At 69.7% G+C, this 19,838-nt stretch carries 16 protein-coding genes and 1 pseudogene; 8 read left to right on the top strand and 9 right to left on the bottom strand.

Annotated features, from left to right (window positions below; all coding sequences use genetic code 11):
• Positions 1-2: 2 nt before the first annotated feature.
• Positions 3-626 carry an NUDIX hydrolase gene (locus E6R62_RS05665; protein WP_136211989.1) on the top strand — a complete coding sequence of 208 codons (624 nt, stop codon included), beginning with the start codon at positions 3-5 and terminating at the stop codon, positions 624-626.
• 11 nt (positions 627-637) lie between these two features.
• Here the strand turns inward: E6R62_RS05665 and E6R62_RS05660 are convergent, their stop codons facing one another.
• Positions 638-1,837 (bottom strand): hypothetical protein, encoded by a 1,200-nt coding sequence (locus E6R62_RS05660; protein ID WP_136211987.1) that lies wholly within the window; start codon positions 1,835-1,837, stop codon positions 638-640.
• Between E6R62_RS05660 and E6R62_RS05655 the strand changes: the two genes are divergently transcribed.
• Positions 1,836-2,315: a CU044_2847 family protein gene (locus E6R62_RS05655; protein ID WP_136211985.1), complete on the top strand. Its 480-nt coding sequence runs from the start codon at positions 1,836-1,838 to the stop codon at positions 2,313-2,315. The genes E6R62_RS05660 and E6R62_RS05655 overlap by 2 nt on opposite strands.
• A gap of 56 nt (positions 2,316-2,371) precedes the next feature.
• Here E6R62_RS05655 and E6R62_RS05650 read toward each other — a convergent pair.
• A pseudogene (locus tag E6R62_RS05650) lies at positions 2,372-2,665 on the bottom strand (transposase); the annotation flags it as partial.
• A gap of 422 nt (positions 2,666-3,087) precedes the next feature.
• Positions 3,088-3,825: an SDR family oxidoreductase gene (locus E6R62_RS05640; protein ID WP_136211982.1), complete on the bottom strand. Its 738-nt coding sequence runs from the start codon at positions 3,823-3,825 to the stop codon at positions 3,088-3,090.
• 217 nt (positions 3,826-4,042) lie between these two features.
• Here E6R62_RS05640 and E6R62_RS05635 point away from each other — a divergent pair, with 217 nt between their 5' ends.
• The gene (locus E6R62_RS05635) at positions 4,043-4,858 is read left to right on the top strand and encodes a helix-turn-helix transcriptional regulator (RefSeq protein WP_136211980.1); all 816 of its coding nucleotides are present in this window, start codon (positions 4,043-4,045) and stop codon (positions 4,856-4,858) included.
• Between the two features lie 82 nt (positions 4,859-4,940).
• Positions 4,941-5,456 carry a cupin domain-containing protein gene (locus E6R62_RS05630; protein WP_136211978.1) on the top strand — a complete coding sequence of 172 codons (516 nt, stop codon included), beginning with the start codon at positions 4,941-4,943 and terminating at the stop codon, positions 5,454-5,456.
• A gap of 112 nt (positions 5,457-5,568) precedes the next feature.
• Here the strand turns inward: E6R62_RS05630 and E6R62_RS05625 are convergent, their stop codons facing one another.
• The gene (locus E6R62_RS05625; protein WP_136211976.1) at positions 5,569-6,528 is read right to left on the bottom strand and encodes an alpha/beta fold hydrolase; all 960 of its coding nucleotides are present in this window, start codon (positions 6,526-6,528) and stop codon (positions 5,569-5,571) included.
• A gap of 196 nt (positions 6,529-6,724) precedes the next feature.
• Between E6R62_RS05625 and E6R62_RS05620 the strand changes: the two genes are divergently transcribed.
• A complete protein-coding gene (locus E6R62_RS05620) occupies positions 6,725-7,321 on the top strand; it encodes a TetR/AcrR family transcriptional regulator (protein ID WP_136211974.1) in 597 nt (198 codons plus the stop codon).
• Between the two features lie 187 nt (positions 7,322-7,508).
• Positions 7,509-10,058 (top strand): SpoIIE family protein phosphatase, encoded by a 2,550-nt coding sequence (locus E6R62_RS05615; protein ID WP_168713980.1) that lies wholly within the window; start codon positions 7,509-7,511, stop codon positions 10,056-10,058.
• Here E6R62_RS05615 and E6R62_RS40235 read toward each other — a convergent pair.
• The 3 genes from E6R62_RS40235 to E6R62_RS05600 form a co-directional block, all read right to left on the bottom strand.
• Complete coding sequence (locus tag E6R62_RS40235; protein ID WP_206308656.1) at positions 10,036-10,422, bottom strand: hypothetical protein; 387 nt, start codon at positions 10,420-10,422, stop codon at positions 10,036-10,038. The genes E6R62_RS05615 and E6R62_RS40235 overlap by 23 nt on opposite strands.
• Before the next feature lie 473 nt (positions 10,423-10,895).
• Positions 10,896-12,938, bottom strand: coding sequence for a M4 family metallopeptidase (locus tag E6R62_RS05605; RefSeq protein WP_136211971.1), 2,043 nt, complete (start codon positions 12,936-12,938; stop codon positions 10,896-10,898).
• Between the two features lie 1,147 nt (positions 12,939-14,085).
• The gene (locus E6R62_RS05600) at positions 14,086-14,415 is read right to left on the bottom strand and encodes a hypothetical protein (protein ID WP_136211969.1); all 330 of its coding nucleotides are present in this window, start codon (positions 14,413-14,415) and stop codon (positions 14,086-14,088) included.
• A 272-nt stretch (positions 14,416-14,687) separates the two neighbouring features.
• Between E6R62_RS05600 and E6R62_RS05595 the strand changes: the two genes are divergently transcribed.
• Positions 14,688-15,881, top strand: coding sequence for a beta-lactamase family protein (locus E6R62_RS05595; protein ID WP_240801486.1), 1,194 nt, complete (start codon positions 14,688-14,690; stop codon positions 15,879-15,881).
• Between the two features lie 140 nt (positions 15,882-16,021).
• On the opposite strand, the gene E6R62_RS05590 is transcribed toward E6R62_RS05595, so the two are convergent.
• On the bottom strand, positions 16,022-17,551 hold the full coding sequence (locus tag E6R62_RS05590) for a carboxylesterase/lipase family protein (protein ID WP_240801485.1): 1,530 nt from the start codon (positions 17,549-17,551) through the stop codon (positions 16,022-16,024).
• A gap of 264 nt (positions 17,552-17,815) precedes the next feature.
• Here E6R62_RS05590 and E6R62_RS05585 point away from each other — a divergent pair, with 264 nt between their 5' ends.
• Positions 17,816-18,778, top strand: coding sequence for a MerR family transcriptional regulator (locus E6R62_RS05585; RefSeq protein WP_168713979.1), 963 nt, complete (start codon positions 17,816-17,818; stop codon positions 18,776-18,778).
• Between the two features lie 97 nt (positions 18,779-18,875).
• On the opposite strand, the gene E6R62_RS05580 is transcribed toward E6R62_RS05585, so the two are convergent.
• Positions 18,876-19,790: an ArsR family transcriptional regulator gene (locus E6R62_RS05580; RefSeq protein ID WP_136211961.1), complete on the bottom strand. Its 915-nt coding sequence runs from the start codon at positions 19,788-19,790 to the stop codon at positions 18,876-18,878.
• Positions 19,791-19,838 lie beyond the last annotated feature (48 nt).

The following is a 19,838-nucleotide window of genomic DNA, read 5'->3' as shown; positions in this document are numbered from 1 at the left end:
CGATGAACCACGAAGCGGCGGTCCATGCCGAACCCCCGCCCATCCGGCGGCAGCGGGCCGTGGAGGTCTTCCGTAACCGCTTCGGGGCGCTGTTCAACGATGAAGTGCTCTCGCCGTCGGGCGAGCAGGGCCGCTACTTGCGCTGGCAGTGGTCCCAGAACGGTGTGGTGATCGTTCCCACGGGGCGGGACGGTTTCGCTTTCGTCCCCACATACCGCTACTCGATCGGCGGGGTCTCCCTGGAGTTCCCCCGGGGCGGTTGCGAAGCAGACGAGGACCCGATCGTGGCGGCCGCACGGGAACTACGGGAGGAAACCGGATTCGACTGTGCTCCCAGCGCGTTGCGCCCACTGGGCGTTATCCACGCGGATACAGGCCTGATCGAATCGGACGTGCACGTCTTCACAGCGGAAGTCCGCCCCACCGGTTCGGCAGGCAGTCGGCCGGCCGCAGAGCCGGAGGCCATGGAGTCGGTCGCGGAGCCGATCTGGGCCTCGCGCACAGAGGTGGCGCAGTGGCTGCAGAGCGGCACCGTCACCTGCGGCGTGACGCTGGCCGCCCTGGCACTTGCACTCGCCGACCGCACCGGCTCCGGCTCCGGCTCCGGCTCCGAGCCTCCGATGTGAATGTCTCCTACTCAGCCGGCATAGGCGCCCGTGATCACGCGCTGCCGCATCTGCCGGGCATCGAGTTCGCCGATGTCGGCTGCGCCGTCCACGGCTGACACACCCCGGTCGACAACACGCAGGTCGAGGTACTCCTCCTCTGCGTCTGCCGTCGGGACATCCAGGCCGGCTCCGAGAGCCCCGGTCAGTGAGTCCTGGGAGATTCCGAAACGCATCAGATTGCGGTTGCCGTTCAGGACAGCCCGTGCGCGCTCGTCGGTATTGCGAAAAGCACGGACGAAGGCGTCCTGCATCCACCTGCTGAACTCGGTCATTGCTTCCATCAGACGGGGCAAATCCGGTTGGCCGCCGCGGCGCAACAGGCCCAGTTCGCGTACGAGGACGCTGCGGGACGGCTGCTCAGTGGCTTCCAGATACACCTCGACCGGCAATCTGCCGAGTAAGAACCCGTCGAGAAGGCTTCCGGGCAGCGTGGTGTACTTCAGGGCCGTTCGAGTCGCAGCGGTGCTCGGCAAGTCGACGACGCGCGGCGCCGCGGTCCCGGCCTGCAGTACATGAGGGAGTGCCTCTCGGTATGACTCACCTGCGGCGCGGTCCACGATGGCCAGAGCGAGCACGACCTCTGCGCTCCCCGACGATTCGGCCCGGAACGACTCTTCCCAATCCTTGACCGCGGCGAAGTACAGCGGCTCCTGTTCCTTCACGAAGTCAAGTGCGGCGTCGAACGTCGCGCGTGTTTGCCCGTCGGTACCCCGCCTCCGTGCCTCCAACAGCCGGACCACTCCGGCCTTGAAGGCCGCCGACACGGCGTCGAGGCGGTAACTGAAGGCGTGCGCACGCGTCATGCCGTCCAGCAGTTCCGCGTACGCCGCACCCGGCATGTTTTTGACGTGCCGTCTCTGCTGATCCTCGCGCACGGCAGTCAGTGTCTTGCCGTCCCTGCACGCGACCCGGATGCGGCCGCTGCTCAGTAGCGGCTCGAGATCCGATCGAACGCCCATGCGGCCGGCTTCCTGTGAGGACACCAGGGCGCGGAAGAGAGGAGTATTGAGCGCCTGCGAATCTCCGATGAGCAGGGTGTCGGACAGTACTGCGTGGAAGAGCACGCGTGCCCGCAGGTCCTCGGCGTTTGCGATCGGGGATTGCAAGTGGATCTCTACATCGGAGAGATACACCTTCTCCGACGATAATCGGGCATCTTGGCCAATCATGACCACTCCCATTCGTGACTGTGTGATGATTCTAGGGGCCCAGCAGCCGGGTGTCCTTGGAAAACCGGCATCTTCTGTAGTCGACGAACTCAACGGCGGGAGCGGATTCGTGTCCGATGCGGTCCAGGCAGTCATGCCAGACGGAACCTCGATATGGGTACGCGTCAACGACGATGACGAGGGGCCCCGGGACACCGGCTTCGGGGACCGCCTGTCACGGCAGCTCGCTGATCTTCCCCAGACGCTGGAGACCATCACACACAGCGTCAGATCCGGACTGCGGCGCGCCGCCCCGGACGAAGTGACGCTCGAATTCGGCATCGAAATCGCGGTCAAAAGCGGGCAGTTGGTGAGCGTGGTGACAGAGGCAGGGGGCAGCGCCACCCTCAGGGTGACCGCTACCTGGCGCAAGGGGGAGCCCGAGGTAGGCCTCGCGACGGAAGCCCCCGACGAGGGACCGGACGGGGACCTCCCCTAGGGCCTGGTCTGGCAGGTGATCACCTGCCAGGGCGTTCGCCCCCGTTGGCGCGCACGGGCTCGGGTGATCGTGCACTCGACAGATACGGTCCACTCCACGCGGCCCACCGCGTCGTCGCGACCTGGACGTGTTCCAACAGCTTCGCCCAGGTCCCGTCCGTTTCCCAGCGGGCGAACCGCTCGATGACGGCCTGCCAGCGCCCGTACCGCTCGGGCGGATCGCGCCACGTAGCCCCGGTCCGCGGACGCCACAGCAACCCCGTTGACCACCTGCCGGTGATCACGCCACAGGCGACCACGCCCGTCCACCCGCGGCAACAAGGGCTCCGTTCGCTCCCACGCCGCGTCCATCAGCTCGCCTCGACCTGCCGCGAGATCAATGACCAGAGTGCTCGTGCTCGTGCTCGAACTCCCGCGCGGGGTCCGTCACGAAACGGCTCAGCCGGTAGGTGGTCGACGGCCCAAGACGCCCGCACAGGGTGTCGACCCGAATCGTCGAACCGTCGACCCCTGACTCCCGAAGACGGCGCAACCGCGTACGCATCGCCACCTGGTCCCGATTCTCGGCGACCACTTCCCACTGCCCCGCGTCCGGCGCGTTGCGCGCAGCAAGCCGCTGCCGCGCGGTCTCCTGCCGCCGCCTCCTCTTCCCGTGTCCTGGCACCTGCCCAGAATCACCGGCCGGCGCCAGGGCGGCAAGGCAATTTGACCGAGTACGTACATGCTCGGTGAGCATTTGTCAGACAGGTCCGACGCCGGACGGGCGCGCGCCGTCAGCTCTGGGCGGTGGGCCGGACGACGATCTCGTTCACGTCGACCGCGGCCGGCTGTTCGATCGCGAAGGCGATGGCCCGGGCGATCGCGTCGGGCGGGATCGCGATGTCGTCCCGCATCCTCGTGATATCCGCCCTGACCCGGCTGTTGGTCGACGCCTCGGCGAAGTCGGTCGCCGTGGCACCCGGTGAGACGGTGGTAACCCGCAGGGAGCCCCCGGCTTCCTGGCGCAGCCCTTCGCAGATGGCCCGGACCGCGAACTTGGTGCCTGCGTAGACCGCCATGGTCGGCACGATACGAAACGCGGCCGTGGAGGCGATGGTGATGAAGTGCCCGGCTCCCTGCGCCCGGAAAACCGGCAGAGCGGCGCCGATTCCGTGCAAGACGCCCTTCACGTTGACGTCGACCATGTGGTCCCACTCTTCGACGCGCAGATCGTCGAGAGGCGAGATCGTGCCGACTCCGGCGTTGCTGACGAGTACGTCGAGGCGGCCGAATCGCTCACCGGCCAGCGCGACCAGAGCGTGCAGGTCGTCCCGCCGAGTCACGTCGGTGCGGATGTGTACCGCTGCGCCGCCCGCCTTCTCGATCCGGGCCACCACTTGCGCCAGGCGCTCGGACCGGCGCGCGCCGAGGACGAGTCGCGCGCCCCGCTCCGCGAGCAACAGCGCGGTCGCCTCGCCGATGCCGCTGCCGGCTCCCGTGATCGCCACCACTTTGCCCTTGATTCCAGACATGAACTCGCCCTTTCCTTCCGTGTCACCGGGGCCGAACCGCCGGGCGGCAGCAGTTTCCGGTGCGGCCTCCGGGAGCTGTCGCGCATGGGGCAGCCGAGTGCCGATGACACCGTGTGAGGCCGTCGGCGGTGCCGCGGCCTGCTGCTCGCACGCCAGTCTCCAGGGGTTTTAACCTGGTATCCAGACCGTACTTATCCTGGAACCAGAGGTGCCCATCATGCCCACGCAGCCGCACCAGCACGACCGGCGCAGTCAGTTGAGTGCGTTCCTGCGCAGCCGCAGAGAGCGCCTCACCCCCGACGAGGTGGGCCTGCCCCGCACCGGCCGCCGCCGGACTCCGGGACTTCGCCGAGAGGAACTCGCCCTGCTGGCCGGGATCAGTGCCACCTGGTACACGTACCTGGAACAGGGGCGGGAGATCCGCGCCTCCGAACAGGTACTGAACGCCATCGCCGCAGTGCTGCGGCTCGATGGTCACGAGCGCGCTCACCTCCTCCGGCTCGCGGGTCACGCGTCTGCGGCCGAAGTCGAGGGGCGCGAGCCGCTGACGACCGAGGCGGTGGCCGTCCCGCTGTTGCTCCAGCCGCACCCGGCGTACATCATCGGCGGCAACTACGACGTCCTCGGCTACAACCAGGCCGCCGACGAGCTGTTCCCGAAGCTCATCACCGAGGCGGACCGGTCGGGCAACCTGGCCCGCTGGGTGTTCCTCGAACCGGTGGCCCGGGAAGTCGTGCTCGACTGGGAACCCGAGGCACGCGGCCTGCTCGCCCGCCTTCGCACGCTGGCCGCACGCCATTGCGACGACCCGCGGTACACCCGACTGATCGAGGAGCTGCACGAGGGCAGCCCGCAGGTGCGGGACTGGTGGCCGCGGTACGAGGTACAAGCCCGACACAGCGGCCGGAAGCGGCTGCGGCATCCGCACCACGGCGCGATCGATTACGCGTACACCGCCTTCCACCTGGCCGAACAGCCGGAACAGACGTTGGTGGTCTATTTCGACAGCCAAGAACTACCCGGCAGGGCGTAGTCTCTTCGGTCAGCAAGTGGCCCACCTTCACGACGCCGAATTGGCCTGTCAGGCAGTCCAGTTGAGAGGTATCGTCGTGATCATGAGTGAGCAGAAGAACACGACCCCGACCCCCTCCCACGCGCTCCTGACCCGCCACGCGGAGGCGGAGACCTGCGCCGACCCGAGCAGCGTCATGAGACTGCTGGGTGAACCCGACGACACCGCCGCCGGGGGTTTCACCAGCTACCGGTCCACCTTCGCCCAAGGCGCGGTGGGCGCACCGGCCCACTTCCACACCAAGGCGACGGAGCTGTTCTTCGTGATCAGCGGATCCCTGCAGGTTCTGGTGGGAGAGGAGATCGCCATCCTGAATGAGGGCGACTTCCTCGCGGTGCCGCCGCACACCCCACACGCCTTCGCCGCCGCGCCGGGGGCGACCGCAGACGTCCTGTTCGTATTCACCTCGGGCATGGACCGGTTCGACTACCTGCGTCTGCTGAGCCGGGTGATGCGGGGCGAAGCGGACGCGAAGGAGATCGCCGAGAACGCGGAGCGCTTCGACAACCACTACGTCGACAGCCCCGTCTGGCGCGCCGCTCTGGAGAAGTCGGCGTGACGGCGGGGCGGGCGACGGCAAGGTGAGGCCGCCGCTCATGCGGAGGCCTCCGCCGCGGCGCGGGCGGCGACGCCCCGTGTCGCCGCCCTGCCGCGACGCGGCGCCGGCTCTTCTACTTGGCTTCGACCCGCCCGATGGCTCCGGGGGCGCTTACGAGTGCTTCACGCTCGGTCGGCCAAGCGGGTTCTCCGGGGTAGAGCTCGGTGCGGAGGTAAGCCCACGTGAGCCGCCGGAGGGCGGCCACCCGGTCCGGGTCCTCGTCCGTGGTTTCGGCGGCGTCGTACCCGGATATTCCACCGAGTCCGTGCTCCGCCCCGAACAGGGTGAGCAGGGTCTTGGGGGCGGGGGCGAGGGTGTAGGGGTCGGCATGCCAGTCGGGCCCCGTGTCGGTGAAGTGCCGGGGGTCGTCCCTGTCGCCGACGACGACGAGGGCGGGTGTGGTCATGGTGGAGAAGTCCGTGGTCAGGAGGAACGGCATGCTCGCGGCCGACGACTCCTTCAGGACATCGCCCCGGCCGGGTGCGGCCAGCAGCACACCCGCCTTGATCCGCGGCTCGATGAGGTCGACTTCCTTTCCGTCGTCCGGGTCCGTGAGACGGGCGCCGAGCAGGAGGGCGGCGGTGTGGCCGCCGAAGGAGTGTCCGGCGACGGCGACCTTGTCGTGGTCCATTCGGCCGGCGAGCTGTGGCACGACGCGCTCGATGACGTCGAGTCGGTCGAGGATGTTCTTCATGTCCTCGGCGCGTGAGCGCCACGACAGAGCAGATCCGGGAATGGCGCTGTGCAGGTGGCTCAGCGTCCGGGAGCTGAGGTGGGTGGGCTGGATGACGACGAAACCGTGCGCGGCCCAGAAGTTCGCGAGCGGTGCGTAGCCGTTGAGCGAGGACAGGTTGTTCGAGGGGCCGTGCCCGTGGGAGAGGAGGATGACAGGGAGGTCGGTTCCGGTCGCGGGTATGGAGACGCGTACCTGAAGGTCCACGAGGCGTCCGGGGACGGTCAGCACCACTGGGCTGAACGAGAGAACGGGCGCGGGCGAAGTGAAGGTGTCGGCTGCGGAGATGGATGCACTCATAAACGCGTATTTCCCCTCAATGGGCCCCGGCCGCCGATCGTGGGGCAGCGGCGGAGGCGTAACGGGAGCGTCCGGCTTCGACTCGACTCGATGAGACTCGATTCGGCAGGCGAAGCGGAACATTGTTCCGCTTACTGTACGGAACGCCGTTCCGTATAGTCAATGGTGATCGCCGATCGTCGTGAGGAGAAGCGTGGTGACCTCTGCAGGCCAGTCCGGGAAGGTGCCGGCCCGAAGCAAGAGGGCCGACGCGGTGCGCAATCAGCAGACACTGCTCGCGGCGGCCGCCGAGGTGTTCGTCACCTCGGGCGTCGACGCACCGATCCGTGAGATTGCGGCGCGAGCGGGCGTCGGAGTGGCGACGATCTACCGCCACTTCCCCACGAGGGCTGACCTCGTCGTCGCCGTCTACCGCCACCAGGTCGAGGCGTGCGCGGAAGCCGGCCCCACCCTGCTGGCCGACGCCGGCTCGCCGTTCGCAGCGCTGCGCCAGTGGATCGACCTCTTCGTCGACTTCCTGGTCACCAAGCACGGGCTCGCCAACGCGCTGCAGTCGGACAACAGCGGCTTCGAAGCGCTGCACACCTACTTCGTCGACCGCTTGATGCCCGTCTGTGCGCAACTCCTGGATGCCGCGGCCGAAGCCGGCGAGATCGGAACCGACACGCAGCCCTACGAACTGCTGCGCGGCATCGGCAACCTCTGCGTCGGACGCGACGGCGACCCCCGCTACGACCCCCGCCGGCTGATCGAATTGCTCCTGCGAGGACTACGGCGAGCGCAGTCCGCCTGACGGCGCCCGTACACCCACAGCCCCGCGCGCCGGGACGGCGGGGGCTACGGCAGCGGCCGGCACAGCGCCGTCTCGGCCGACACGCGTGGTGGTGACGGTGCGGGGCCTGCATCGAGGCGGATGATGGGATCGAAGCGGGAGAATGAGGCCCTACCCGAACCAGCAGGGCACCGAATGGGGCGGAGTGATGACAGACCCCCTGGCTGATGGCCGTGCCGGCCCGCTGAGGGAGCCGGGCGATGACGCATACGTCATCCTGGACGGCCAGGGCCTGCTTACCGCTTGGACTCCCGCCGCAGAGCGTCTGCTGGGCTGTGCGGGACAGGAGGTTCCGGGGCTGCGGTGCGCCGATCTACCGGTCGACGAGTCGGACCTCGCCGGCCTCGGGGCCCGGTTGCGAGAGGGAGCGGCCGAGACGGTACGGCTCGGTGCGGTCGTACTGCGACACCGCAGCGGCCGCTCTGTGGAGGTCGAGCTGGAGGCCCATCGCCTGGTGTGGACCGGAGACGGGTGCCGGTGGTTGGTTCGGGCGACGGAAGCGGACACCGCACGGCACCGGGAACTCGGCGCCGCACTGGTGAGGGGCCTGTTCACGGAGTCGCCGTTCGACATCGACGTCTTCGACACCGAGCTGCGCTTCCTGGCTCAGAACGCCGGGCGGCGTCGTGCGGGATGGTTCGGGGGCGAGGACTTCACCGGGCACACGATGGCCGAGGTCTCCCCTCCGGGCCTGCTGGACACCGATGCCTTCGAGGCACGGCAGCGGCAGGTCCTGGACACCGGTGAGGCCCTGATCAGGACGGAGCTGCGCGGCCGGTCCCCGGACGACCCCGACCACGAGTACATCTGGTCGGAGACGATCCTTCCGCTGCGCGATCCCTCCGGGCAGATCATCGCGCTGGCCCGCACGGTAACCGACGTGACCGAGCGGGCCCGGGCCGACGGGCGTCTGGCGCTGGTGAACGCTGCGAGCACACGGATCGGCACCACGCTGGACGTGGTGCCGACCGCCCAGGAACTGTGCGACGTGACCGTCCCGCGCTTCGCAGATCACGCTTATGTGAACCTGCTGAGCCCCGTGTTCGGCGGCCAGGAGCCGGTCACCGGTCCGGTGGTGGAGGCCATGCCCCTGCGACGTACGGCCCTGGCCACCGTTCCCGGCAGCCCGGCGGCCACGGTGGCCGCGACGGGCGAGGTCGACCCGTTCATCTCGGGTGCCGCGCCGCTGTACACGAGGGTCATGACCGAGGGACGGCCTCTGCTGCTGACGGGTGAGGAGTTCGCCGCGGAGCTGGAGCCGGGTGACCCCGAGGCGGCCGCCGAGGTGTTGGAGGAGGCCATCTGCTCATGGCTGCTGGTCCCGATGTCCGCGAGGGGCGCCGTCTTGGGGGCGGTGGAATTCATCCGCTACCGGCCGAGCCGCCCGTTCGAGCAGGACGACGTCCTGCTGGCGCAGGAGATCGTGGCGCGTGCCGCCGTGTGCATCGACAACGCCCGCCGCTACACCCAGGAACGCAAGACGGCTCTGGCACTGCAGCGCACCCTCTTGCCGCAGGAACTGCCCGCTCTCGCGGCCGTGGAGGCGGTGTCCCGTTACCTTCCCGCCAACGGGCACACCGAACTGGGCGGTGCCTGGTTCGACGTGATCCCGCTTTCCGGTGCGCAGGTGGCGCTGGTGGTGGGTGACGTCCCGGGGCAGGGCCTGCACTCGGCGGTGACCATGGGGCGCCTTCGCACCGCGGTGCGTACCCTCGCCGACCTCGGCCTGTCCCCCGAGGAGTTGCTCACCCACCTGGACGACCAGGTCAACCGGTTCCAAGGCGACGAGCACGACGAGGAGTTCACGGGCAGGGCTGCCGGCACGACCTGCGTATACGCCGTGTTCGATCCGATCTCGCGGTCATGTGTGGTGGCGCGAGCGGGTCATCCGGCGCCCGCACTGATCTCGCGCGAGGGAAGTCGTGATCTCCTCGATCTGCCGGGTGGACCGCCTCTGGGCATGGGCGGGGCTCCGTTCGAGAGCGGCGAGCTGACTCTGGACGACGGAGATCTTCTCGTGCTGTGCACCGCAGGACTGGCGAAGCCGTCAGACCAGGACATGGGCTCGGACACCGGTCCGCTCCCGGAGCCGGCGCGTGAGGCACTGGCGGAAGCGACGCGGGCCGCGACTTCCGAGCCGTCCCGCCCCGATCACGCTCTCGATGACATCAGCGACCGGCTGATCGGCCGACTGATCGCGTCCCGCCCGGATGAGGATGTGGCCTTGCTCGCCGTGCGCGTGCACGCACTGGCGACGGATCATCACGTCACCTGGGACCTCGATCCCGTACCCGAGATCGTCGGGCGGGCTCGCGCCCTCACGACGGCGAAACTGGCGGAGTGGGGATTGCAGGACCTCGACTTCACCACGGAACTGCTGGTCAGCGAACTCGTCACCAACGCCATCCGCTACGGCGCCCCACCGATCCGGCTTCGGCTGATCCGTGACCGGACTCTGATCTGTGAGGTGACCGACGCCAGCAGCACTTCCCCTCACATCCGACGTGCCCTGGTCACCGACGAGGGAGGACGGGGACTGTTCATGGTCGCGCAACTGGCCCAGCTCTGGGGCACCCGCTACCACTCCCGCGGCAAAACCATCTGGGCCGAACAACCTCTCCCCGACACCGACACCGACACCGACACCGACACCGATGACACCGGCCCCGCCCCACTCACGACGGAGCCGGGGAGTTGACCGCCTGTTCCACGATGTGACCGGCAGGAGAAGTGCCGGATCGGTCGAGCGGCGGCCAGGGATCGGCGAGCAGCCGTCTCGCCTCCGCGACGATCGCTCCGGCCATCTGCTCGCGTGTGCCGCCACAGACCGCCTCCCGGGCGTTGTACGCCTCGACCTTGTCGACCAGCGGCCTGAGCGCCTGCGGCCGGGCCAACGCACCCCATCCCTCGTACCTGATCACGTCACCGCCGGCCCCGGGGGCCAGACTCCCGTTCACGATCAGTCGGAGCAACCAGCGGACGAGTTCCCAGCGGGCCGCCTCCCGGGGAATGCCGGCGTGGACTCCGGCAAGGCCATCGGCCAGGCCAAGCTCGGTCAACACCTGGTCGAAAAGTACATCGGCGCTCTCGTAAGCGCTGCGCGACAGGGCCGCCGAAGTACGACCAGAAGCCGACGGCCGTGCGGGCCGGGAGACTGCTCGACCGCCCGGTGAATTCGTTTCGTACGTAGTCGGCGAGGTCGTTCCCGTAAAGGATGATGTCGGTCTGGGTCCAGAAGCCTTTGTGCTCAACGTCGAAGAGCATGCCCGCGACCGGGCGGGAGAGCCTCTCGGCAAGATCCTCGGGGTCGCCGCTTCGCCAGTCGGGCCAGGCTCGTGACCCGCACGGGAGCCGCGGCCATCGCGGCAGCATAGCGACCGGGCCCCTGCCCACACTTCACCGCCTGAGCCGGCATCGGCTCCATCCGCGCGACGTCGCCCGGGACGCGCCCGCCGTCGCCTGGGGAAACGAAGGTGCCCGGAGCCGTGGAGGCTCCGGGCACCTTCAGGTCATGCGGTCATGCGTGATCGGTTGTTCAGAAGGTGAGCTTGAAGTCCGTGATGGTGCCGACATCGGCGGCGCCCTTGTCCTGGACCTTCAGCTTCCAGGTGCCGTTGGCGGCCACGGCCGAGGCGTTGACGGTGTACGTCTTGTCCAGGTTCGCCGTGGAGTCCGAAGAGGAGCTCTGCAGACGGTACGAGGTCCCGTTGGGGGCCACGAGGTCGATCTGGAGGTCACCGATGTAGGTGTGGGTGATCTTCACGCCGACCTTGAGGGTGCTCGGCGCGTTGCCGCTGATGCCGGTGACGTTCACCGACGAGGTGACCGCCGGGCCCGGGGAGTCCGGGATGGCCACGCGGGTGGTGCTCTCGAAGACGTTCCCCGGGGTGGGGGTGCCGCCGTTCGAGCGGGTGCCCACGTTCACGGCGGCCCAGGCGTTGGTGACGTTGGTGACCTCGGCGCTGCCCGCCCCGTACAGCTCGGTGGCCGCGGCGATGGTGCCGTCGCGGGCGCCCTTGTAGTCGGTGCTGGAGTTGAACTTGCTGGTGAGCGCCTTGTACCAGATGAGCTGGGCCTTGTCCCGGCCGATGCCGGTGACGGGCAGGCCGTCGGAGGTCGGCGAGTTGTAGCTGACGCCGTTGACCGTCTTGGCGCCGGAGCCCTCGGAGGCCAGGTAGAACCAGTGGTTCGCCGGGCCCGAGGAGTAGTGGACGTCGAGATTGCCGACGCCGGAGTACCAGCTGTCCGCGGACCCGCCGTCCTTGCTCGGCTTGTCCATGTAGCGCAGCGGGGTGCCGTCGCCGTTGATGTTGATCTGCTCGCCGATGAGGTAGTTGCCCGGCGCGCTGGGGTTGTTGGCGTAGAACTCGACCGAGGTGCCCATGATGTCGGAGGTCGCCTCGTTCAGGCCGCCCGACTCGCCGCTGTAGTTGAGGCCCGCGGTGGCGGCGGTGACGCCGTGCGTCATCTCGTGACCGGCGACGTCCAGCGAGGTCAGCGGGTCGTTGTTGGCCGTTCCGTCACCGTACGTCATGCAGAAGCAGCTGTCGTCCCAGAACGCGTTGACGTAGGCGTTTCCGTAGTGGACGCGGGAGTAGGCGGCGACACCGTCGCCGCGGATGCCCGAGCGGCCGAGGACGTTCTTGTAGAAGTCCCAGGTGACCCCGGCGCCGTAGGCGGCGTCGGCGCCCGCGGTGGCGGCGTTGGAGTTGGCGCCGTTGCCCCAGGTGTCGGTGGACTGGGTGAAGAGCGAACCCGTGCCGGAGGTCCCGTGGTTCAGGTTGTACGTCTTGTGGCCGCCGCGGCCCGCGTCGTTCAGCGTGAAGCTGGAACCGGACTGCGAGGTGCCCAGGGTGACCTGACCGCTGTAGTGGGTGTTGCCGACACCGGTCTCGATGCCCTGCCACTGGTGGAGCTTCGCGCCCGTCTTGGCATCGGTGATGACGTGGAGCTGGTTCGGGGTGCCATCGTCCTGGAGACCGCCGACGACGGTCTCGTAGGCGAGGGTCGGCACGCCGTTGGCCATCCACACGACCTTGCGGGGCGCGATGTCCGCCTTGGCGGCCTTGGAGCCCACGGCCTTCGCGGCGTCGAGGGCCTGCGTGGAGGCGGCAGCCGGAGCGTCGGCCGGGGCGGTGGTGGAGATTCCCTGCAACTGCGCGGGGGACGCCTTGGACACGCTCTGGGTCGTGTTGGCCGCCGTACGGCTGACGACCAAGTCGCCGCCGAGGACCGGGAGTCCCTCGTAGGTGCGCTCGTACCGGGTGTGGGTGGTACCGTCCTGGTCCTTGACCACATCGTGGACGAGGAGCTTCTCCTGGGAGCCGAGGCCGAGCTCCTTGGCCGTGGCGGCCGCGGTGCTCTGGGCCTTGGCTATGAGCTCGGCGCGCTGCGACGGCGAGAGTTGTGCGGGCAGCGCGCCCGGGTTGCGTACCGGCTGGCCCTTGGGGGCGGCGGCGTTCGCGGTCCCCTCGGGCTGGGCGCTGGCGCTGCCCGCCTGGACGCCCACGGTGAGCAGGGCGGCTGCGGTGAGCAGGGTGGCGGTGGCGGTTGCATGACGACGAGGCGTGGACTTCACGCGGACTCCTTCTGCGTGTGGGGGGTTACCGGACGGCTGGAATCAAGCCGGCCGGGCAGAGCGTGCGGAGCTGTTCGTGCTGGGGATGGGGAGAGAGTGCCAGCGATCTCGATCTTTGTCAGGAGCGCGTCATGAATCAGCCGCAGCGAGTCCTGAATTCGGCGTTTGATGTTCGCTCAGCGGACACATCGGGGTGGTTTCCTGGCCACCCGGCCACCATCCCGGCCCTGTAGGGGACGGCAGTTGCCCGGGGAGTTGGGCCGTCCCCGGACGGAGCTGACGGCGTGTGTCGTTGGTGGCGTACCGCACATTTTTCGGGCAGAGCCCGGCTCGAATCCGTTCTGACGGACGGCACCTTCGAAGAAGCCCGCCGGCGTCACCGGTCCCGTGTTCGTCCTCTCCGGCTCCCCTGCGAGACCATCGCCGCGGCGACGGGGGACGCCGACCTCGTGCGCGTACGGCAATGCGTCCGGGTGCTTCGCGACGTCACCCGGGAGCGCTCGACGACGGCAGCCGCCGGTAGCTCCACCCACGGGCGCGATCAATCCGAGCGGCTCGGGACCCGGCGCACCTACTCTGAGCCGATGTACGAGACCCCGCGGCCCTGGCGACCGCCCGCCGGCCCCTGGCCGCGTCCGCGGAGACCGGCTGGCTGCGGGAACCGGCCGACGACGACGGACTCACCGGGTTCATGCCGCCGGCGCTGCCCGACGCGGCCTGGGTGCTCCACCCCATGTACGGACACGAACTCGGACACTTCGACATGCCGTACGTCGACAGCCTGCGCGCCTTCCTGAACGGCAACAGCGCCGGCCGGTCGGCTTCACCGGTCCGTCCGAGGTCAGCCTGGACCGTGCCGACCGGAACCGGCCTGTCGAGATCCTCACCGAGCACGGTCCTCAGGGCGCGGACACCCCGCTGTCTCGCCTACTACACCCCGCTGGGCCAAGGGGCCCAGGACTTCGACAACCTTCACGTCCGCGCCGGCCGGCTCGCCGACGCCAAGGCCGTGGACGACCATCCCCGAGGAAGAGGGGTGGACCCCCTCCAACCCCATCGAGACGAACGGTCCCCGCAGTCGGCCGCTCGGACGTCCCTCGGCCGTCACCGATGGCCGGGTCGGGTGAGTCCGGGTGTGGTGGGCGGTTCAGGGCGACGAGACGAATCCGTCCGACTGGTCGAGGTGAAACGGTGAGCCTGCGGCTCGTGGGGTCCAGCCGTTGGTGAGGGCAGTACGGATCCCGTCGGCGACCTGGGTCGGCAGGACCGGGCCTCCTCGGGCTCCCAACCAGTTGCCCGGATGCGGCTGGTCAGTAGTGATCACCAGTGTGGTGCCGGGAGAGTCGGCGTGCTCGACCGCGTATGCGAGAGGTGACCGGACCAGGCCCCGGTCATAGGTGGGCCGGCCACGCAGGCGCCATCGGTAGGTGGTGCCGTCGACAGTGATCAGCCGCGCTCCCTTTTTCACCAATGCCATGTCCACCCCTTTCCGGGCATGACGACCTTAGTGAACGACGGCCGGTCGTCGTCACGGCGGGGCCGTCCCGGTACGGGCGGCTCCGGACGACCGTCGTCGCCGCACGTACGCACCGGTGTATGACACGCCCGGCACGGGGGACCTGCGTGTCCGCCGACCGGACCCGGCGCCGTGCGCCGCGGAACCGGAACGCACGCGCCGCTGCTAAGCAGGCGGTACCGGCAGCCCGCACCGGCCGCCGGCCGACCCCGCCCCCACACCGGGAGACACCCGTGCCCAGCCGTGTACGCCGTTTCCGCACCGGCCTGTCCGCCGCCGCTCTCACCGCCGCCGCGCTCGGCGCGCTCCTCCCGCCCGCGCAGGCGGCCGGCGCGGGCGAGGGTGCCGCAGGAGGGCACCCGGACCACGACAAGCGCCTCCAGCAGCGGCTCGAACGGCTCGTCGCCCAGGACGACGGGCCGCCCGGGGCGATCGCCCTGCTCACCCGGGGCGGCCGGACCCAGGTGTACACCGCCGGTGTCGGGGACATCGCCACGGGACGGCGGCCGGACCCCGACGATCACATGCGCATCGCCAGCATCGCGAAGGCGTTCAGCGGTGCCGTGGCCCTTCGGCTCGTCGACGAGAAGGTCCTCTCCCTCGACGACACCATCGGCGAGCGGCTGCCCGGCCAACCGGCAGCCTGGCACGCGGTGACCTTGCGCCAACTCCTCCAGCACACCAGCGGCCTGCCCGACTACTCGGGCGACCCCGAGTTCCTGGCGATCCTCCAGTCCGATCCCCGCCACCTGTTCGACCCGCGAGCCCTCCTCGGCTTCGTCGCGGACGAGCCGCTGCTGTTCCGCCCGGGCACCCTGTACGAGTACTCCAACTCCGACAACATCGCCGTCGCGCTCATGGCCGAGGCCGCCACCGGCCGCCGCTACGAGGACCTCCTCAAGGAACTCGTTTACCGCCCCCTCGGGCTGCGGCAGACCAGCCTGCCCCTGGGCTACCGGCTCCCCCGCCCGTACCTGCACGGCTACGACATCACCCCGCCGGCCGAACCTCAGGACGTCAGCGAGGCCGTGAGCGCGTCCGGGGTCTGGGCCTCCGGCGGCATCGTCTCCACCCCGAGGGAACTGGGCGCCTTCATGCGCGCCTACGGGGGTCCCACCCTGCTGTCGGAGAAGACCCGCGAGGAACAACTCACCTTCCGCCCGGGCGACTCCTCGGAACCGGCGGGCCCCGGCACCAACGCCGCCGGGCTCGCGATCTACCAGTACACCACCCGCTGCGGCGTCCTCTACGGCCACACCGGCAACTTCCCCGGGTACACCCAGCTCGCCGCCACCACCCCGGACGGCACCCGATCCCTCACCTTCTCCATCAACACCCAGACCAACAAGAGCAACAAGCCCGCCCTGCTCGCCCGACTCCGTACCGTCGAGGAAGACTTCGCCTGCGCACTCCTCAAGGACCGCTGAGTCCGCTTCGTGCGGGCGAAGGCCTGCCGGCCGCAGGCGCGGACTTCCTACGTGACCCGTCCTGCGCCTGCGGCCGGCACGGCCCTCCCGCCGCTCAGGCACAGCCGCCTCCGAAACGGTCTTCACCTGCGCGCGCAAGCTCACCGGCGCAGGTGATCCCAGAAGGAGCAGTGGTGCGCGGCACCCACGTCGACGGGGTGGATTCCGCCCGGCCCGGGAGCCAACGACTGCACCGGCTGCGCGAGGGCCGGCGAAGGGCGGAAGGCAGGCCAGAGCGGCGCGTCGGGAGCGTTCGGGTTGCCGGTGCGCGCGAAGTTCGCCCAGTAGTCGATCATCCGGTCCGACAAGGCGCGCTGGGCGTCGGTCAGCGGTCGCTCGGTGGGGAAGGAGGAGAACAGGAACGGCATCTCGAAGCCGTGCGCCGCACCGTAGGGGAAGCCCCGGTTCGCCGGCAGACCGGCGAGGACCGGAGCATCCGGATCGCTGAACTCGTAAGCGCGGACGGGGAGGCCCGGGGCGTGAGCGGCCATGGCCCGGCCGGCTGCCAGGGTGGTGCAGGTGAACGACCGATCCGTCAGTACCGCGGCCCAGGCCAGTGCCGGCGTCGGGTGGTGGGCTGCCGGATACCGCGCCTCGACGGCCGGGGCCGCAAGCCCGAAGGCGTCCTCCAGACGGGTGCGGTAGTCGTTCTCGGTGCGGATCGGGAACGCGGCGAGCGACAGGCCGACGAACATCCGCATCTCGTCGTGATTGGTGCCCTGGATGACCGGCACCCGGAGGAAGTTCCCCGCCGCCAAAGCCTGGTCCGGTGCCGCGGGCAGCAGCGGGTTGCCGAAGGCGGGCCGGTTGAAAGACTGCATCAGTTGCGCGGTGGCCAGGCGATCCGTGCTCTGCCCGCGCAGACACGCCAGCACCTCGTCTCCCCCGCCCTCCGCGCAGCCCAGTTGTCGGGCGGCCTCGACACCGGCCGCCTGGACATCGCGCTGCGCCGCGAACGGCTCGTACGCCGGTGATCCCGGTCCGAGGGCGCCGCGGGGGAAGGACGTGAGGCAGGAACCGCTTTGGAGCACGGCCCGCTGGAAGAGTCCGGCGGCCGTCGGCGAGGTGAGGTGGGCGCAGATGCCGAGGGCGCCTGCCGACTCCCCGAACAGGGTGACATTGCCCGGGTCACCGCCGAAGCGCTCCGCGTTCGCCCGCACCCAGCGCAGGGCGGCCTGCTGGTCGGCAAGGCCGAACGGTGGGGCGGAACCCAGCTCGGGGTGGCCGAAGTAACCGAAGATGCCCAACCGGTAGTTGACCGTGACCACTACCGTGTCACCCCTGACCGCCAGTCGTTCGGCGCTGTAGTCGCTGCCGGACCCGCCCAGGAACGCGCCGCCGTGCATCCACACCATCACCGGCCGGCTCCCCCCGGTCGGTTTCGTCGACGGCGTCGTGACGTTGAGGTAGAGGCAGTCCTCCGAGCCGACGGCAGCGCCCGCGCCCGGCGCCACCATCTGCACACAGCGCGGGGCGGCCGTCGTGGCATCCCGGACACCCTGCCATGTGCCGGCGGGCACCGGGGCGCGCCACCGCAGCGGTCCGGTCGGCGGTGCGGCGTAGGGAATGCCGTCGAAGGTGGTGTACGAGCCGTGTGCCGCGCCGCGTACCAGGCCGTGGTCGGTCTGCACGACGGTTGCGCCCTGCGTCGTGGTTCGTGAGGGACCGGGTTGTGCGCCGGCCGCCGGCTCGGCGGTGGCCGCGAGTAGTGCCAGCGCGCACACCAAGAGGCGGAGCGCCGAAGGGAGCCCGTCTCTTCTGTGAGGACGCGATGCTGTCGTGGTCGGGGACATGGGTACCCACCGTTCTTGGCCGGGCGGAAAGGTTCGGGTCGGACCGGGTCGGCCGCTGCTCAGTACGCTAGAACCTCCCGTGCGCTGGAGGTTCAAGAGACTGTGACGCAAGACACGTGGAGCATCGGTGAGCTCGCGGCCGGTACGGGGATCCCGGTGAAGACGCTCCGCTACTACTCCGACAGCGGTCTTCTGCCCGTGACCAGCCGTAGCACCGGCGGCCATCGACGCTACGGTCCTGAGGCGTGGGAACGGATCGGTCTCATCAGACGGCTACGGGCGCTGGACACTCCGATAGCGGCCGTCACCCAGGTGGTCACCGGTGAGTGCTCCATCGGCGAACTGGTGGAAACCGAACTCGAAGCGGTACAGGAACGGCTGACCCGACTACGGTGGCGCCAGGCCACCCTTCAGTCCCTGGACGACTGCCCGAGCGAGGAACGGCTCCGCCGGCTGGAGATCCTCTCTCGCGTGCAGCGGCTCCCACAGGCGCGTCGCACCCTCACCGATCACTGGTACCGCGAGCTGTCCGCGGCCATGCCCAAGCGCCGGCTCGACATCATGATCGCCATGCTGTCACCCGACCCTCCGCAGGACCCCGATCCCGTGACGGTCCTGGCGTACGCCGAGCTTCATGTGCTCATCTCCACACCCGGATTCACCCGCTGGACCCAGGACCACGACCAGGAGATGAGGGACGCCCCGGCCTTTTACGGGGAGATCGACGAGGCTGCCGCTCTGACGGCGGCGGCTTTGGCCCAGGGTCTGCCGCCCGGCGCCGGGGACGCGGTGAACGCCTTCGTATCCGCCCACGCACGAGCGCGACGGGAGTCGGACACCCCCGCGTTTCGCGCACACCTGCACGGGCTGGTGTCGAGGTCATCCGGCTTCGACCCTCGTCTGGAGCGATATTGGTCGCTGGTCGGCACCGCCACCGGCGGACGCGTGCTCAACATGACGGTGGCCCACAGGTGGTTGACCGAGGGACTCTCGATGTCGATATCCGGCGGTGCACACGGAAGGCCGGTCGTCACCGCCGCCGAGGCGCGAGGATCGGCCCGCTGATCGCCCGGGCGCGGCCGGCGGTGGAAGGACATCTCCCACAACCGGGCGTGAGGGAGGCCGCAGGATCGGTGCACGTGGGCCCGTCCCGGCGGAAGGCCTACGCGCGTTCCAGCAGCGCGTCGCCCAGCTCGCTGGTGGCATAGTGCACCTCGCGCCGGTAGCGGTGGCTCGTGACGAGACCGGCCTCGCGCAGCACCGCGAGGTGCTGGGAGACCGCGCCCAGACTCAGCCCCGTACGGGCCGCCAGCTGGGTCGTGGTGGCGGGCGAGCTCGTGAACGCGAGCAGTCTGGCCCGGCTGCGGCCCAACAGGCGGGCCAGCCCGTCGCCGGACGCGCCGTGACACTCCCACAAGGTGCCGACCGCCCTCGACGGGTAGACGGCGGCCGGTGGCGTCGGCCCGGGGCCGGTCAGCAGCCGGCAGTGGACCGCGAAGGCGCTGGGCGCCAGGGTGATCCCCGCACCGTCCAGGTCGAGGAACTCCGAGGGCAGATGGGGGAAGACCAGGCGGTCGCCCGTCCAGTGCAGCGCGGGATGGAGGCGGGCGAGCACCTCCTGGATGCCGTCCTCGGCCAGTTGCCGCGTGCGATACGCGATGTCCGCCTCCAATACCGCCCGGATCCGGGGCCAGAACGGCCGGACCGCCGCCTCCCACCAGGCGCGCAGGGCGTCCGCCAGCTCCGGCAGAGCCGCTCCGGACTCCTCGGCCGAGGTGGCCGACAGGTTCGCGAGTTCCTCTTCGAATTCGGCCAGCGGGCAGCGTGGAGGGGGCGTCAGGAAGTCCGGGAGGTCACCTCGCAGGGGATCGACGACGGCCAGAGCCCGCAAGGGTGCGGTCCGCGCGGCCAGGGCCCGGTCCTCCCGCAGTGCCCGTACCGATCTGAGCCAGGGCAGGTGGATGGCGTAGCGCCCCGGGTCCGAGGCGGCGGAGAAACTGGTGACGGTCTCCCAGAGCGGTGATATCGCGAACCTGACGCCCGCGACGTCCCGCACTCCGAACCGAACCTCACCCATGCCCCGCCCCCTCCGGCCGCCAGCGAAAGCCCGCGCGCCTACGAAGCC

The sequence above is a fragment of the Streptomyces sp. A1136 genome (assembly GCF_004795055.1).
Lineage (GTDB): Bacteria > Actinomycetota > Actinomycetes > Streptomycetales > Streptomycetaceae > Streptomyces.
The sequence above is the reverse complement of the archived record's forward strand: the minus strand, read 5'-3'. Positions and strand labels throughout refer to the sequence as shown.

Coding starts and splice junctions, on each gene's coding strand:
- E6R62_RS05665 (WP_136211989.1), top strand. CDS start 3: ATGAACCACGAAGCGGCGGTCCATGCCGAACCCCCGCCCATCCGGCGG.
- E6R62_RS05655 (WP_136211985.1), top strand. CDS start 1,836: ATGACCACTCCCATTCGTGACTGTGTGATGATTCTAGGGGCCCAGCAG.
- E6R62_RS05660 (WP_136211987.1), bottom strand. CDS start 1,837: ATGATTGGCCAAGATGCCCGATTATCGTCGGAGAAGGTGTATCTCTCC.
- E6R62_RS05640 (WP_136211982.1), bottom strand. CDS start 3,825: ATGTCTGGAATCAAGGGCAAAGTGGTGGCGATCACGGGAGCCGGCAGC.
- E6R62_RS05635 (WP_136211980.1), top strand. CDS start 4,043: ATGCCCACGCAGCCGCACCAGCACGACCGGCGCAGTCAGTTGAGTGCG.
- E6R62_RS05630 (WP_136211978.1), top strand. CDS start 4,941: ATGAGTGAGCAGAAGAACACGACCCCGACCCCCTCCCACGCGCTCCTG.
- E6R62_RS05625 (WP_136211976.1), bottom strand. CDS start 6,528: ATGAGTGCATCCATCTCCGCAGCCGACACCTTCACTTCGCCCGCGCCC.
- E6R62_RS05615 (WP_168713980.1), top strand. CDS start 7,509: ATGACAGACCCCCTGGCTGATGGCCGTGCCGGCCCGCTGAGGGAGCCG.
- E6R62_RS05600 (WP_136211969.1), bottom strand. CDS start 14,415: ATGGCATTGGTGAAAAAGGGAGCGCGGCTGATCACTGTCGACGGCACC.
- E6R62_RS05580 (WP_136211961.1), bottom strand. CDS start 19,790: ATGGGTGAGGTTCGGTTCGGAGTGCGGGACGTCGCGGGCGTCAGGTTC.